Here is a 14,890-nt window from a genome sequence, read left to right as displayed (position 1 = left end):
AGAGGGTCGGGGTGAGGGGCAGTTGGGAAGGGCAGCGCTGGCGGCGCCCCTCACCCTAGCCCTCTCCCCGAGGGGGAGAGGGAATAAGACTTGCGCACGCTAGTAATCGAAACATCCACCACCGCCTGCTCGGTTGCCCTCATCGAAGACGGCGCCATCGTCGCCCGCGCGCACGAAGTCGTCGGCCGCGGCCATGCCGAGCGGCTGATCCCGATGATCGCCGAGCTCCCCGACGGCGGCCGCGCCGACCGCATAATCGTAGATTGCGGCCCCGGCAGCTTTACCGGCGTCCGCGTAGGCATCGCCGCCGCCCGTGGCCTCGCACTCGGCTGGGGCGCGGAAATCGCCGGCTTTTCCTCGCTTCCGCTCATCGCCGCCGCCGGTTTCGCCGACCGCTTAACCGACGATATTGCGGTGATCATGGAAGGCGGGCATGGCGAGGTCTTCATGCAAGCGTTCTCCGCCGATCTGTCGCCGCGATCCGACATGGTATCGCTGAAGCCCGACGCCGCGCTCGCCGCGCTAGCTGGGCGCCGCGCAGTCGGCAACGGCATCCGCTGGCTCACCGCGCTCGATGACGGCTTGGACCTCACCGAAGCGCTTCCGGATGCAGCCTCCGCGGTCCTATTGCCCGCGAAGCTGACCGCGCTAGCGCCGAGCCCGATCTACGGCCGCGCGCCCGACGCCAAGCCGTCGGTCCCGAATTAATGGCCACGCGCCAAGTCGCTACGCGCACCGTTACACTCCGCACCGGCGACGCACGCGATCTCGCGATCGTCGACGCCTTGATGACCGACGCGTTTGACCCGCGCTACGGCGAGGCGTGGACGCGCAGCCAGTGCCTCGGCGTGCTCGCGCTGACCGGCGTCCACCTGACCCTCGCCTTTGTCGACGACTTCCCCGCCGGCTTCACGATGACCCGGTCAGTCGCCGACGAAGCCGAACTGTTGCTGATCGCGGTCGCACCCGATTATCGCCGCCGCGGCGTCGGTACTGCGCTCATCCGCGCCGCCATCGCCGACTGCTCGGTCGGCGCCATTGCCAAGCTCCATCTCGAGGTCCGCGCCGGCAACGACGCGGTCAAGATGTACGCGCATCACGGGTTCGTGAAGGTCGGCGAGCGTCGCGCCTATTACCGCGGCAAGACCGGCGTCGCATACGACGCACATACATATTCGAAAGTTATCAACGCTTAAGGCTTATTGCGAGTCACTATCCCTTTTCGCAACAGCGCGAACGCCCTACATGGTACGCAACGAGGGAATGACATATGCCGCGCAAGATCGATCTGGAAGCACTCTGCAACGAGAAGGGCCTGCGCATTACCGAGCAGCGCCGCGTCATCGCGCGCGTGCTGTCCGAGGCGGACGACCATCCCGACGTCGAGAAAGTCTATGAGCGCGCGTCGCAGATCGACCCCGGCATCTCGATCGCGACGGTGTACCGCACGGTCCGCCTGTTCGAGGAAGCCGGCATCCTCGATCGCCACGATTTCGGCGACGGCCGCGCGCGCTACGAGCCCGCGCCCGAAGCGCATCACGATCATTTGATCGACGTCGAGAGCGGCAAGGTGATCGAATTCGTCGATCCCGAACTCGAGCAGTTGCAGAAGGCGATTGCGGAGAAACTGGGCTTCCGGCTGGTCGACCACCGCATGGAACTCTACGGCGTCGCGCTCACCCGCAAGGACTGAGCTGATTGGCAGGATCCGCCTCGGCGCGCGGTTGGCGGCGCTGGTGCTCGCGCTGATCATAGCGCTGCCGTTGCACTGCGCGTGGCGGCTGTTCGGCCGCAAGTCGCCTTGGCCGCCGCGCTTCCTGGGGCTCGTCGCGCGCATAGTCGGCGCCCGACCCCGCGTCGTCGGCACGCCGCTTCGCCACGAAGTCGTCTTCGTTTCGAACCACTTGAGCTGGATCGACATCCTGCTCTTGTCGGGAGCGACCGGGACCGCGTTCGTCGCCAAATCCGAGTTGCGTAGCGCGCCACTGGTCGGCTGGCTCTGCACGCTCAACCACACTATCTTCGTCTCGCGGGCCGACCGCATGGCCGTAGCGGCCCAGATCGCCCAGATCCGCGACGCCCTCGCAGCCGACTGGCCCGTAACCCTTTTTCCCGAGGGCACGACGGGCGACGGCACCTCGCTCCTCCCCTTCAAGGCCGCGTTGCTGGCGGCGCTCGATCCGCCCCCACCCGGCGTGAAGGTCCAACCGGTCCGCATCGATTATGGCGTGGCGACGAACGAACTGGCCTGGGTCGGCGACGAGCCCGGCCAACACCACGCCGCCCGCGTCCTCGAGCGCAAAGGCAGTTTCGTCGCGACGCTGCACTTCGCCGAACCTTTCGACTCCGCAGAGTACGGCGACCGCAAAGCCATAGCCGCCGAAGCCCGCCGCCGCATGGAAGCGCTGTAGCCCGAACAAAGAGTGTTCCCCCGCGAAGGCGGGGGCCCAGACTGGACTCCCGCCTTCGCGGGAGAACAAGGGAGGGAAGCTCCCACCTATCCCCAATCTCAGCCGCCACCCCGGCGAAGGCCGGGGCCCAGTTGGAAAGGTCGCAGTAATGAGACGCAGAGCTCAGTTAGCGACGTCCCCCAACTGCGCCCCGCCTCCGCCGGGGAGGTGCAAATCGCCAAGCGCCCTTCCACGCTATACCAACCAGCAACGCCCCCTCCCCCCGCGCGCACAAATTTGGTAGGGCCTCCCGCATGTCTCCCCCCAAAACCTTCCACGTAAAATCCTTCGGCTGCCAGATGAACGTCTACGACGGCGAGCGCATGGCCGAACTGATGGCCGCCCAGGGCCTCACGCAAGCCGACGCGGTCGACGCCGACGTCGTCGTCCTCAACACCTGCCACATTCGCGAACGCGCCACCGAAAAGGTCTATTCGGACATCGGTCGCCTCCGGAAGGACCAGCGTCGCAAGTCCGGCAAGACGCCGATGATCGCCGTCGCCGGCTGCGTCGCGCAAGCCGAGGGCGAGGAGATCTTCACGCGAGCCAAGGTCGACATCGTCGTAGGCCCGCAAGCCTATCACAACCTGCCCGAGCTCGTTGCCAAGGCCGCCGCCGGCACGCCCTCGCTCGACACCGATATGCCGCTGCTGTCGAAATTCGGCGCGCTCCCCGCTCGGCGGAAGGTCGCCCCCTCGGCGTTCCTGACCGTACAGGAAGGCTGCGACAAATTCTGCACCTATTGCGTCGTCCCCTACACGAGAGGCGCAGAGATCAGCCGGCCATTCGCGGCGATCGTCGACGAGGCCAAGGCGCTGGTCGACGCCGGTGCGCGCGAGATCACGCTGCTCGGCCAGAACGTCAACGCGTGGTCGGAAAACGAGCGCGGCCTCCACGACCTGATCCGCGACCTCGACCGCATTCCGAGCCTCGCGCGCATCCGCTATACTACCAGCCACCCCAACGACATGACCCAAGGCCTGATCGACGCACACCGCGATATCGAGAGCCTGATGCCGTTCCTCCACCTTCCCGTGCAGGCCGGTAGCGACCGCGTGCTGAAGGCGATGAACCGGAGCCACACCCGCGACTCCTACCTCCGCCTGCTCGACCGCGTCCGCGAAGTCCGCCCCGACATCGCGCTGTCGGGCGACTTCATCGTCGGCTTCCCCGGCGAGACCGACGCCGAGTTCGAGGACACGCTGAGCCTCGTCGACGCGGTCGGCTACGCACAGGCCTACAGCTTCAAATACAGCCCCCGCCCCGGCACCCCCGCGGCATCGATCGTCGAGCAGGTCCCGGAATCGGTCATGGACGAACGCCTCCAGCGCCTCCAGGCCGCGCTCAACCGCGACCAGCACGCCTTCAACGCCGCCACCGTCGGCCGCACCTGCTCGGTCCTGCTCGAACGCGCGGGAAAACTCCCCGGCCAGCTGATCGGCAAGTCCCCCTGGCTGCAATCGGTCCACCTGATCGGCAACCACGCGATCGGCGACTTGGTGGAGGTCACGCTGGCGGCTGCGGGCCCGAACTCCCTCACCGGGATCGAACGGATCGCAGAAGCAGCCTGAACCCCGATCTGATCCTCCCCCGCAAGGGGGAGGTGGCAGGCGCTTGCCTGACGGAGGGGGAGGGCGCGATAACCGCAGTTGCGCGTCCTCCCCCTCCGTCGCCTGCGGCGACACCTCCCCCTTGCGGGGGAGGATCGCAACGGCGTCCCTGAGGCTTCAAAACAATACGAGCGGATCGCGAAACCACCCCCGCGATTTCGCTGTCCTACACCCGGATCGCCTGCCACACTCGCCCTCGATGCAGCTTCGCCCACGCGACTCGAATCATCTCTCGGCCAGCGCTCCAGCGCGGCTTGAACGCGTCGCTTGGCATGCTCATCTTCCTTTCAAAGGTTACGGTTCGACGCTTCCAGGCGTAACCTTTGACACCCTGAAAGGACCGTATGAGCCGTAAACCCGTTCCCGCCCAGTCCGGTGATCGCGCCCGAGTCGAACTGCTGTTCGACAAGCCCCAATTGCTCGTCCGGCTCTTCGGCCAGTACGACCAGAACCTGGTAGCGCTCGAGAATCGCCTCGGCGTCTACATCACCGCACGAGGGAACAAGATCGGCTTGGAGGGCACCGCCGAACAGGTCGCCAAGGCGCGTGACGTGCTCCACGATCTCTACGCCCGCATTCAGCGCGGCGAGGACGTCGACGCCGGCTTGGTCGATGCGTCGATCGCGATGGCGGACGAGCCCGTGCTCGAAGGCATCATTCGCGCCGATGCCGGTGGTGGCGCGGCCCCCCCGATCATGATCCGCACGCGGAAGAAGACGATCGTCCCGCGCACGCCGGCGCAGGCGCACTACATGCGCGAGCTCGCCAACAACGACATGATCTTCGCGCTCGGGCCGGCAGGTACGGGCAAGACCTATGTCGCGGTCGCGCAAGCCGTGCAGCAGCTCATCAACGGTAGCGTCCAGCGACTGATCCTCTCGCGCCCCGCGGTCGAAGCCGGCGAACGCCTCGGCTTCCTCCCCGGCGATATGAAGGAGAAGGTCGATCCGTATCTCCGCCCGCTCTACGACGCGCTCTACGACTGTCTCCCCGCCGAGCAGGTCGAACGCCGCATCGCGAGCGGCGAAATCGAGGTCGCGCCGATCGCCTTCATGCGCGGCCGCACACTGGCCGACGCCTTCGTCATCCTCGACGAAGCGCAGAACACCACGCCGGCGCAGATGAAGATGTTCCTCACCCGCTTCGGCCAGAACAGCCGGATGGTGATCTGCGGCGATCCGAAGCAGGTCGACATCCCCGGCGGCGTCGCGGCGTCCGGCTTGGCAGATGCAGTCCGGCGGCTGGAAGGCGTTGAGAGCATCTCGATGTGCCGCTTCACCGTCGGCGACGTCGTCCGCCACCCAATCGTCGGCCGCGTCGTCGAAGCCTATGAAGGAACCGATGGTTGATGCTCGGGATATCCCGGAGTATATCCGGGATATCCCAGGAGGATGACGATGGCGTCTCTCTACATCAAGGATAACGAAACCGCCGAACTCGCGACGGAGCTTGCGACGCGTCTGGGTGTGACCAAGACCGAGGTCGTTCGTGATCTACTGCGTAAGCGCAAAGCGGAACTGGCACCGGAAGCTCCTCCGCTGAGCATGCGAGAACGATTGCGCGCCTGGCGCGAGGCGCATCCATTAGGCGAGTCCACAGGACTTGAGGCCGACAAGGCCTTCTACGATTCGTTGAACGATGAGGACGGTGATTGACCATTCTCGTCGACGCATCCGCTATCGTCGCAATCGTTCACGGCGAGCCGGAAGCGGACGATTTCGCCGACGTGATCGAGGCGCACGTCGACCGCTATTATTGCGCGGTCGGCGCGTGGGAAGCGTCGCAGGCGATCGCAAGGTTGAAAACCGTCAGCCTCCAGCAGGCGGCCGACCTCGTTTCGAGCTTTGCGTATGAAGCCGGACTTCGTCTCGTGCCGATCGGCCACAGCGAAGGCCAGCAGGCGATTGTCGCGGCGGCACGCTACGGCAAGGGGCGTCACCCCGCAAAGCTGAATATGGGCGATTGTTTTGCTTACGCCTGCGCGAAAACCCATGGTGCGGAACTTCTCTACAAGGGTAATGATTTCGCCCTGACCGATCTCGCCTGAAGGACCTGCATGCTCGAAATCGCGCTCTCTTCCGACGCCCCCTGGCCAGAGCAGGATTGGGACACGCTTGCCCTGCGTGCGGCGACAGCGGCGATCGAGCGGACCCCGCACGGCGAGCTGCTGACCGGGGCCGCCACCGTCGAGATTTCGATCCGCCTCGCGTCGGACGAAGAGGTGCACACGCTCAACAAGCAATATCGCCAGAAGGACAAGCCGACCAACGTCCTGTCCTTCCCGATGGTCCAGCCCGACCTGCTCGCCACGGTCAGCCAGAATTCCGACGACGGCGAAGTCCTCCTCGGCGACATCATCCTCGCACACGGCGTCTGCGTCGCGGAGGCGGCCGAGCGTAAAATCTCGGTCGAGGACCATGCGATGCATCTGATGGTGCACGGCACGCTGCATCTGCTAGGCTATGACCATATCGACGACGAGGAGGCCGAGGGCATGGAGCAGATCGAACGCGATGCGCTCGCGGCGCTCGGTCTCCACGACCCTTACCTGATAACAGAGGACTGACGACCACGATGGCCGATGGCCCCAATGCCGGTAACGGCGATAGTAGCGACAGTATCTGGCGCGGGCTCAAGGGCCTGATCTTTGGCAACCAGGACGAATCGCTCCGCGACCAGCTCGAGGATGCGATCGACCGGCACGAGGGCGATCCCGCCCCCGATGCGAAGGGCGATCTCACCCCGCTCGAGCGCCAGATGGTTCGCAACCTGCTCCACTTCAGCGAGCGCGACGCGGGCGACGTCGGCGTGCCGCGCGCGGACATCATCGCGGTCGAGGAAGAAACCCCGTTCGCCGATCTCGTCAAGCTGTTCGCCGAAGCCGGCCATAGTCGCCTGCCGGTCTACCGCGACAACCTCGATACGATCATCGGCATGGTCCACATCAAGGACGTCTTTAACATCCTCGCGACCGGCGCCGAGCATCCGACGTCGATCGCCGGGCTGATCCGCGAGCCGCTCTACGCGCCGATGTCGCGCGGGGCGCTCGATCTGCTCGCGGACATGCGCCAGAAGCACGTGCACCTGACGATCGTGCTCGACGAATATTCCGGCACCGAAGGCCTCGTCACGTTCGAGGACCTGATCGAGGAGATCGTCGGCGAGGTCGAAGACGAGCATGACGAGGCGCCACAGGTGCTGATGACGCCGATCGAAGGCGGCGCCTGGGATGCCGATGCGCGCGCCGAGTTGGAGGACGCCGCCGAACTGATCGATCCGCGTCTGGCGGAGGTCGACGGCGATATCGACACGCTGGGCGGCTTGGCGGCGCTGCTGGCAGGGCACGTCCCGCAGATCGGCGAATGCGTCGATCATCCGAGCGGGTGGAAGCTGGAGATCACCGACGCGGACGAACGGCGCATCAACCGGCTGCGGCTGCACCCGCCGGTCGTGCCGGTCGAGGACGACGACTGACCTCACGATCCTCCCCCTGGTGGGGAGGATTAAGTGTCACCATTCCATTCACCCCGACATATCACCCACCCGATCACTGCCGACGACGCAATCTATTTTACCGATCACTCGGTCGGTGCCATACCCCTATCAACTTCAGAAGACGCTGAATTGGAGATGGTATGACCACCGAAGCAACCACCGCAGGCCCCGCGGCCGGCCAATGCCCGATGCACGGCGGCTCCTCGCATAAGGCGACCAACGAGCCCGGCAAGATGGATGGTCCCGCCGTCCTGTTCGAGATGTCCAACCGTACGTGGTGGCCGAACCAGCTCAACGTCTCGGTCCTCCACCAGAACCCGCCCGCGGGCGATCCGATGGGCGACGATTTCGACTATGCTGAAGCATTCAAGTCGCTCGACCTCGCCGCGGTGAAGGCCGACATCTTCGCGTTGATGACCGACTCGCAGGAGTGGTGGCCGGCCGATTTCGGCCATTACGGCCCGCTCTTCATCCGCATGGCATGGCACAGCGCCGGCACCTACCGCATCGGTGACGGTCGCGGCGGCGCGGGCGCCGGTCAGCAGCGGTTCGCGCCGCTCAACTCGTGGCCGGACAACGCCAATCTCGACAAGGCGCGTATGCTCCTCTGGCCGATCAAGCAGAAGTACGGCCAGAGCCTGTCTTGGGCCGATCTGCTCGTGCTCACCGGCAATTGCGCGCTTGAGTCGATGGGCTTCCAGACCGCAGGCTTCGCAGGCGGGCGCATCGACGTATGGGAGCCCGCTCTCGACGTGAACTGGGGTGCCGAGCGCGAGTGGCTCGCCGACGAGCGTTACTCGGGTGACCGCGATCTCGCGCACCCGCTGGCCGCCGTCCAGATGGGCCTCATCTACGTCAATCCGGAAGGTCCGAACGGCAACCCCGACCCGATGGGCTCGGCTCGCGACATCCGTGACACCTTCGCGCGCATGGCGATGGGTGACGAGGAAACCGTCGCGCTGATCGCTGGCGGCCACACGTTCGGCAAGACGCACGGCGCGGCCGAGCCCGAGCCCTATATCGGCCCGGAGCCCGAGGGCGCGAGCATCGAAATGCAGGGTCTTGGCTGGGCGAACAGCTATGGCAAGGGCAATGCCGGCGATACGATCACCAGCGGTCTCGAAGTCACCTGGACTCAGGAGCCCACCAAGTGGACCAACCTGTATTTCGAGAACCTGTTCGGTCACGAATGGGAGCTGACCAAGAGCCCTGCCGGCGCGCACCAGTGGGTCGCCAAGGATGCGGCCGAGGACGTGCCCGACGCGCATGACGCCACCAAGAAGCATCGCCCGACGATGCTGACCAGCGACATCGCGCTGCGTGTCGACCCTGCGTACGAGAAGATCTCGCGCCGCTTCCACGAGAATCCGGACGAGTTCGCCAAGGCGTTTGCCGAGGCGTGGTACAAGCTGACGCACCGCGACATGGGCCCCTACCCGCTGTTGCTCGGTCCCGAAGTTCCGGCCGAGCCGCGCATCTGGCAGGATCCCGTGCCGGCGGCTGAAGGTGAGCCGCTGTCCGACGCAGACGTTTCGACGCTGAAGGCCAAGATCCTCGATTCGGGTCTGTCGATCTCGCGTCTGGTGAAGACGGCGTTCGCGTCGGCCTCGACCTATCGCGGTACCGACAAGCGCGGTGGCGCGAACGGTGCGCGTATCCGTCTCGCCCCGCAAAAGGACTGGGCGGTCAACGAGCCGGCCGAACTGGCGCAGGCGCTGTGGACGTTCGAGGGCATCCAGCGCGACTTCGCCACCGGTGGCAAGACGGTGTCGCTGGCCGACCTGATCGTGCTCGGCGGCAATGCGGCGATCGAGGCAGCGGCGAAGAAGGCCGGTCACGACCTGATCGTGCCGTTCACGCCGGGCCGTACCGATGCGTCGCAGGAGCAGACCGATGCGATCTCGTTCGCCCCGCTCGAGCCGCGTACCGATGCGTTCCGCAACTATGTCGGCGAGACCTCGGTCTATTCGGCAGAGGAGTTGATGGTCGACCGGGCGCATCTGATGGGGCTGACCGCGCCCGAGATGACCGTGCTCGTCGGTGGTCTGCGGGTCCTCGGCGCCAACCACGGTGACTCCAAGCTCGGCGTGTTCACCGATCGCCCCGAGACGCTGACCAACGACTTCTTCCGCAACCTGCTGCGGACGAGCTTCACGGCCAAGTGGACCGCGGTTTCGGACGGCGTGTTCGAGGCGAAGGATCGCAAGACGGGCGAGACGACGCTGACCGGCAGCCGTGTCGACCTCGTCTTCGGATCGAACTCGCAACTGCGTGCGCTCGCCGAAGTGTACGCGGCGGACGATGCGAGCGAGAAGTTCGCTGGCGCGTTCGTGAAGGTCTGGAACAAGGTCATGAATGCCGACCGCTTCGACCTCGCCAAGGTCCGTGCGGAACAGGACGCCGCGATCTCGTAAAGCGACGCGCGATCGTTGGGTAAGGGCCGTGGGCAGCAATGCCCGCGGCCCTTTTTCATTCCCCCGGCACGGGGAGGATCTTGTCCTCCCGTAACCTGTCAGCAGCTTTCGTCGGGACGACGGCAGTAGAGATTGCCCCAGCCCCCTCGCCCGCCTAATCTCCTTCCATGCGCAAACACATCCTCATCGTCCTCGGCCTGATCCTGCTGGTGATCGCCGCGGGCGTCACCTATCTCGCATGGCCCGATACCGCCGAACTGTCGGTAGATCAGGTTGCCGGCAAGCTGCCCGAGATCACCGATCCCCGCATCCAGACGATCCCGACCGTCAAGGTCGCCAAGGTCGTCGGCTGGCAGAACGGTGCGATGCCGACGCCCGCCGCCGGCCTGAAGGTCCAGCCATTCGCGACCGGGCTTGATCACCCGCGCTGGATGTATCGCCTCCCCAACGGCGATGTGCTGGTCGCCGAGACGAACTCGCCAGCACGCGAGGGCGGCGGGATTACCGGCTGGGTGATGAAGGTGCTGATGGGACGTGCGGGCGCCGGCACGCCGTCCGCCAACCGCATCACGCTGCTGCGCGACGCGAACGGCGACGGCGTGGCGGAGACGAAGTCGGTGTTCATGACCGGGCTCAACTCGCCGTTCGGCATGACGCTGCTCGATGGCCAGCTTTACATCGGCAACACCGACGCGCTCGTCCGCGTGCCCTATGTCGACGGTCAGACCAAGATCACCGCCAAGCCGGAACTCGTCATCAAGCTCAACCCCGGCGGCAACCACTGGGCGCGCAACGTCATCGCTGCCGCCGACGGCAAGACGCTGTACGTCGGCGTCGGCTCGTCCTCGAACATCGCCGAGAACGGCATGGACGCGGAGAAATACCGCGCCAACATCCTGCAGGTCTGGCCGAAGGACAAGAACTGGCGGATCTACGCCGCGGGCCTGCGCAATCCCAACGGCATGGCGATCAACCCCAAGTCGGGCGGACTGTGGACCGTCGTCAACGAGCGCGACATGCTCGGCTCCGACCTTGCGCCCGATTACCTGACGCAGGTCGAGTTCGGCGACCACTTCGGCTGGCCCTGGTATTATTGGGGTGGCTATCCCGACCCTCGCGTCGAGCCGAAGAACCAAGCGCTCCAGCAATATGCGAAGCGACCCGACTATGCGCTCGGACCGCACGTCGCGGCGCTCGGCCTGACCTTCTCCGCGGATGCGAAGCTCGGCGCGAAGTTCGCCAATGGCGCGTTCGTCGGCGAGCACGGCTCGTGGAACCGCAAGCCGGTGTCGGGGTACAAGGTCGTCTACGTGCCCTTCGGCGACACCGGCTTCCCGGCGGCAAACGCGAAGCCCGTCGACGTGCTCGGTGGGTTCTTGAACAAGGACGGCGACGCGCAAGGCCGCCCGGTCGGCGTCATCACCGACAAGACCGGTGGGCTGCTGGTCGCGGACGACGTCGGTAACGCGATCTGGCGGGTCAGCGCCGGGGGCTGATCTTAGTGGAGGGCGGACCAGGGCTCCGCCCTCCAATATTTTTGTAATTCCGCTCGCACGATCACCAACTGCTGGTCATCCCCGCGAAGGCGGGGATCCAGAAACTCAAGGGCTGTCGATTAACTCGCCAGCTTTGCCAGTATGGGTTCCCGCCTGCGCGGGAATGACGAATTTGGGGTTAGGCAGTTTTACCAATGCCTAACGCACCAGTTCACCCCGCCAAAATCCCCCTAGCCTCGTCGAGATCATCCTCGTCGACCATCACCCGGACCGGGATCAGCAACCAACTCCCTTCCATGATCGACATCCCGCCGTCGAACGCGATCGCAGGGATCCCTTCGCTCTCGAGCCGCCCGACGATGATATGCGCCTCGTTCCGGCCGTACCGCCCAAGTTCGACCAGGCTCATGCGCCGACGCGGTCCGGCAGGACGGTGCCGAGCCGAACCGGCAAGCCGTCGATGCTCGCGACTGGCCCCGCCAATTCCTCGGTCCGTTCGGCGTCGGACTGCCTGGCGTGATATTTCGACAAGGTCTGTCGTTCGCGCTCCAGCGTCATGAACGGCACGCCCCACCCGCAACTCGTCTGCACCTCGTCGACCGCAATCACGAAGATCTGCCGCGTGCCCGGCAACGGCGTGAACTGCGCATACAGGTCCGCCCACTCAACATCCTGCGGCAACACCGCGCGGCCCCGGCCGTAAATGCGGAAGATCAGCGCGGGCTGGTCGAACGCGCAGAACATGATCGTGATGCGACCATCCGCGCCCAGATGCGCGTTCGTCTCGTTCCCCGAGCCGCCGACGTCGAGATACGCGACCGTCTTGGCATCGAGCACGCGAAAACTGTCCATGCCCTTGGGACTGAGATTGATCCGCGCGCCTTCCGCGGCTGTCGCGACGAAGAATACCGGTTGTCGCATCACGAACGCGCGATGATCGTCGGTCAACGCAGGAAAGAAGTCCATCGATAGGCTCCGAATTGACGCGCTTCATGGACGCGCATACTCTGTGCGCATGAAACATGATCCAATTGCCACCGGCAAGCGCAAACCGGTCAACATGTCGATTGATACCGGCATCGTCACCGCAGCGAAAGACGTGGGCGTCAACCTGTCACGCGTTACGGAAGCGGCACTGCGCGTCGCGATCAAGACCGAGCGTGAACGGCGGTGGAAGGAGGAGCATCGACAGTGGATCGAAGCGCAGAATAGATGGATCGACGAGAACGGAATTCCACTTTCTGGTCTCAAGCCGCTCTGAATGGCGCAATTCGACGTCCATTCGATCGACGGTCATGGCCTCGTCGTGAACTGCCAAAGCGATCTTTTGAGCGACTTGCGCTCGCGGGTCGTTGCCCCATTACGACAGCCTGACGAACCGTCGGTTTCGCAGTCCAGGCTCAATCCACTCGTGACGGTGCATCAGACGGAATATCGCGTCGCCGTCCAGTTTCTACGCGCCGTCGACAGCCGGCAACTCGGTGAAAAGATCGGTTCGCTTGCCGACTACGAATATGATCTGAAGGCTGCAATCGACATGGTCGTTGGAGGACTTTAAGCCGCCGTCCCACCGACAGTAAGCCCATCGACCAGCAACGTCGGCTGGCCGACGCCAGCCGGCACCGACTGTCCGCCCTTGCCGCAGATCCCGATGCCCTCGTCGAGCGCGAAGTCGTTGCCGATACCGCGGACCTTGGTCAGCGAACTCGGACCATCACCGATCAGCGTCGCGCCCTTAATCGGCGCACCGAGCTTGCCGTCCTCGATCAGATACGCCTCCGTGCAGCTAAACACGAATTTGCCCGAGACAATGTCGACCTGACCGCCGCCGAACGCCTTGGCAAATATGCCCTTCTTGACGCGCGACAGAAGCTCAGCCGGGTCGTCGTTGCCCGCCTTCATGAAGGTGTTGGTCATCCGTGGCATCGGTGCGTGTGCGTAGCTTTCGCGGCGGCCGTTGCCGGTCGCTTCGACGCCCATCAGCCTCGCGTTGAGGCGGTCCTGCATGTAGCCCTTGAGGATGCCGTCCTCGATCAGCACGGTCTCTCGCGTCGGCGTGCCCTCGTCGTCGATCGTCAGCGACCCGCGGCGATCCTGGAGCGAGCCGTCGTCGACCACCGTCACGCCCTCGGCCGCAACGCGCTCGCCGATGCGACCCGAGAAGGCCGACGTGCCCTTGCGATTGAAATCGCCTTCGAGCCCGTGACCGATAGCCTCATGCAGCAGGATGCCGGGCCAGCCATTGCCGAGCAGCACGGTCATCTCGCCCGCCGGCGCCGCAATCGAGCCGAGGTTCACCAAGGCCTGCGACAACGCCTCGTCGATCGCGCGGTTGTACGTCGCCGGCTCGAACAGGTCGTTGTAGAGATAGCGGCCGCCGATCCCGTAGCTGCCCGTCTCGCGACGCCCGTTCTGCTCGGCGACGATCGAGACGTTGAGGCGTACCAGTGGGCGGACGTCGGTCGCGACGAAGCCGTCCGCACGGACGATCTCGACCACCGACCATGTCCCCGAAAGGCTGACCGAGACCTGCGCGACGCGAGGATCACGTGCACGCGCGGCGGCGTCGATCGTCTGGCACAGATTCACCTTGTCGGCGAAGGGGACGAGGTCGAGGGGATCGGCAGCGGTGTAGCGGCGCTGGTTGGTGCCCTGCGGCGGGCCGGCCTTGGCAGCCACGCCGGGCTCGATCAGCGCCATCGTCTCGGCGGCGCGACGGATCGCGGCGGGGGTCATCTCGTTCGAATGTGCGAACGCAGTCATTTCGCCCGAGACGGCCCGCAGGCCGAAGCCCGAGCTCGTATCGTAGGAGGCGGTCTTCAGCCGGCCGTCGTCGAACCCGAACGCCTCGGCCTTGCGGTACTGGAGATACAGCTCGCCGTCATCGGCCTTGCCGAGCGCCTTGGCGGTCAGCGCCTGCGCCTGTTCGGGGTCCAGGGTATCGCGGTAGAGGAACGAACGGGGGTCTGCTGCTATCGTCATCCGATAGATATAAGAGGCTTAGCGCCCTGCGCCATCCCCGTGATCGCGCAAAGTCGCCTGGTCCGCGCCATCGGCGGCGCCGCCGACGAGGATGAAGCGCCGGTCGCAATAGCCGCAATCGACATAGCCGGTCTCGTCGATCTGCAACCAGACGCGCGGGTGGCCGAGCGCTGCGCCGCCGGGAATGTCGGTGGCGCCATCGCAGGCGACGCGGGCGTGGGTGACGCGGGTGGTTTCGAGCGGCGGATGCATGAGGGCGCGATAGCAAGCGCGCGCGGGCCGGGCAATTGGTTCTTCCACCCGCGTCCGTTGCCCTGCGACAGAAGATGGTTCACGCGAAGGCGCAAAGGCGCGAAGATGTTGCGCTTGTCGCACGGCGACTTTTCAATCGCCTATGGCGGGGCAGTTCGTTTTGTCAGCCGACCGATCGTCTGCGCGCCGCG

At 65.3% G+C, this 14,890-nt stretch carries 18 protein-coding genes; 14 read left to right on the top strand and 4 right to left on the bottom strand.

The window, feature by feature from the left end; translation table 11 throughout:
* Positions 1–90: 90 nt before the first annotated feature.
* From tsaB to BM244_RS10565, 12 genes are all read left to right on the top strand, one after another.
* Positions 91–708: a tRNA (adenosine(37)-N6)-threonylcarbamoyltransferase complex dimerization subunit type 1 TsaB gene (gene tsaB / locus BM244_RS10620; RefSeq protein WP_093398837.1), complete on the top strand. Its 618-nt coding sequence runs from the start codon at positions 91–93 to the stop codon at positions 706–708.
* Positions 708–1,196: a GNAT family N-acetyltransferase gene (locus BM244_RS10615; RefSeq protein ID WP_093398836.1), complete on the top strand. Its 489-nt coding sequence runs from the start codon at positions 708–710 to the stop codon at positions 1,194–1,196. The genes tsaB and BM244_RS10615 overlap by 1 nt, the downstream gene beginning before the upstream one ends.
* Positions 1,197–1,270: 74 nt before the next feature.
* The gene (locus BM244_RS10610; RefSeq protein WP_056047123.1) at positions 1,271–1,693 is read left to right on the top strand and encodes a Fur family transcriptional regulator; all 423 of its coding nucleotides are present in this window, start codon (positions 1,271–1,273) and stop codon (positions 1,691–1,693) included.
* A gap of 43 nt (positions 1,694–1,736) precedes the next feature.
* Positions 1,737–2,411, top strand: coding sequence for a lysophospholipid acyltransferase family protein (locus BM244_RS10605; RefSeq protein WP_254784372.1), 675 nt, complete (start codon positions 1,737–1,739; stop codon positions 2,409–2,411).
* Positions 2,412–2,704: 293 nt separating this feature from the next.
* Entirely contained in the window at positions 2,705–4,021 is a 1,317-nt protein-coding gene (gene miaB / locus BM244_RS10600; RefSeq protein WP_093398835.1) for a tRNA (N6-isopentenyl adenosine(37)-C2)-methylthiotransferase MiaB, read from the top strand.
* A gap of 383 nt (positions 4,022–4,404) precedes the next feature.
* Positions 4,405–5,409 (top strand): PhoH family protein, encoded by a 1,005-nt coding sequence (locus BM244_RS10595; protein WP_093398834.1) that lies wholly within the window; start codon positions 4,405–4,407, stop codon positions 5,407–5,409.
* 48 nt (positions 5,410–5,457) lie between these two features.
* Positions 5,458–5,715 carry a type II toxin-antitoxin system VapB family antitoxin gene (locus tag BM244_RS10590; RefSeq protein WP_093399104.1) on the top strand — a complete coding sequence of 86 codons (258 nt, stop codon included), beginning with the start codon at positions 5,458–5,460 and terminating at the stop codon, positions 5,713–5,715.
* A complete protein-coding gene (locus BM244_RS10585; protein WP_093398833.1) occupies positions 5,712–6,107 on the top strand; it encodes a type II toxin-antitoxin system VapC family toxin in 396 nt (131 codons plus the stop codon). Before BM244_RS10590 ends, BM244_RS10585 begins: the two co-directional genes overlap by 4 nt.
* 9 nt (positions 6,108–6,116) lie before the next feature.
* The gene (ybeY, locus tag BM244_RS10580; RefSeq protein WP_093398832.1) at positions 6,117–6,626 is read left to right on the top strand and encodes an rRNA maturation RNase YbeY; all 510 of its coding nucleotides are present in this window, start codon (positions 6,117–6,119) and stop codon (positions 6,624–6,626) included.
* A gap of 8 nt (positions 6,627–6,634) precedes the next feature.
* A complete protein-coding gene (locus tag BM244_RS10575; RefSeq protein WP_093398831.1) occupies positions 6,635–7,534 on the top strand; it encodes a hemolysin family protein in 900 nt (299 codons plus the stop codon).
* A gap of 254 nt (positions 7,535–7,788) precedes the next feature.
* Complete coding sequence (gene katG, locus BM244_RS10570; protein ID WP_254784405.1) at positions 7,789–9,969, top strand: catalase/peroxidase HPI; 2,181 nt, start codon at positions 7,789–7,791, stop codon at positions 9,967–9,969.
* Between the two features lie 167 nt (positions 9,970–10,136).
* Positions 10,137–11,465: a PQQ-dependent sugar dehydrogenase gene (locus tag BM244_RS10565; RefSeq protein WP_093398830.1), complete on the top strand. Its 1,329-nt coding sequence runs from the start codon at positions 10,137–10,139 to the stop codon at positions 11,463–11,465.
* A 211-nt stretch (positions 11,466–11,676) separates the two neighbouring features.
* Here the strand turns inward: BM244_RS10565 and BM244_RS10560 are convergent, their stop codons facing one another.
* Positions 11,677–11,874: a putative signal transducing protein gene (locus BM244_RS10560; RefSeq protein ID WP_056057596.1), complete on the bottom strand. Its 198-nt coding sequence runs from the start codon at positions 11,872–11,874 to the stop codon at positions 11,677–11,679.
* The gene (locus BM244_RS10555; protein ID WP_093398829.1) at positions 11,871–12,431 is read right to left on the bottom strand and encodes a pyridoxamine 5'-phosphate oxidase family protein; all 561 of its coding nucleotides are present in this window, start codon (positions 12,429–12,431) and stop codon (positions 11,871–11,873) included. The genes BM244_RS10560 and BM244_RS10555 overlap by 4 nt, the downstream gene beginning before the upstream one ends.
* A gap of 49 nt (positions 12,432–12,480) precedes the next feature.
* Here BM244_RS10555 and BM244_RS10550 point away from each other — a divergent pair, with 49 nt between their 5' ends.
* Together BM244_RS10550 and BM244_RS10545 are read left to right on the top strand one after the other, a co-directional pair.
* Positions 12,481–12,726, top strand: coding sequence for a type II toxin-antitoxin system CcdA family antitoxin (locus BM244_RS10550; protein ID WP_093398828.1), 246 nt, complete (start codon positions 12,481–12,483; stop codon positions 12,724–12,726).
* Positions 12,727–13,023 (top strand): CcdB family protein, encoded by a 297-nt coding sequence (locus BM244_RS10545; protein ID WP_093398827.1) that lies wholly within the window; start codon positions 12,727–12,729, stop codon positions 13,021–13,023.
* Here BM244_RS10545 and tldD read toward each other — a convergent pair.
* Positions 13,020–14,447, bottom strand: coding sequence for a metalloprotease TldD (tldD, locus tag BM244_RS10540; RefSeq protein ID WP_093398826.1), 1,428 nt, complete (start codon positions 14,445–14,447; stop codon positions 13,020–13,022). The two genes, BM244_RS10545 and tldD, sit on opposite strands and share 4 nt — an antisense overlap.
* Positions 14,448–14,465: 18 nt before the next feature.
* Positions 14,466–14,699, bottom strand: coding sequence for a zinc-finger domain-containing protein (locus BM244_RS10535; RefSeq protein WP_093398825.1), 234 nt, complete (start codon positions 14,697–14,699; stop codon positions 14,466–14,468).
* Between the last annotated feature and the right edge of the window lie 191 nt (positions 14,700–14,890).

This window comes from Sphingomonas sp. OK281, from assembly GCF_900115295.1.
GTDB lineage: Bacteria > Pseudomonadota > Alphaproteobacteria > Sphingomonadales > Sphingomonadaceae > Sphingomonas.
Note: the sequence above shows the minus strand (reverse complement) of the source record. Positions and strands in the feature narration are given on the sequence as shown.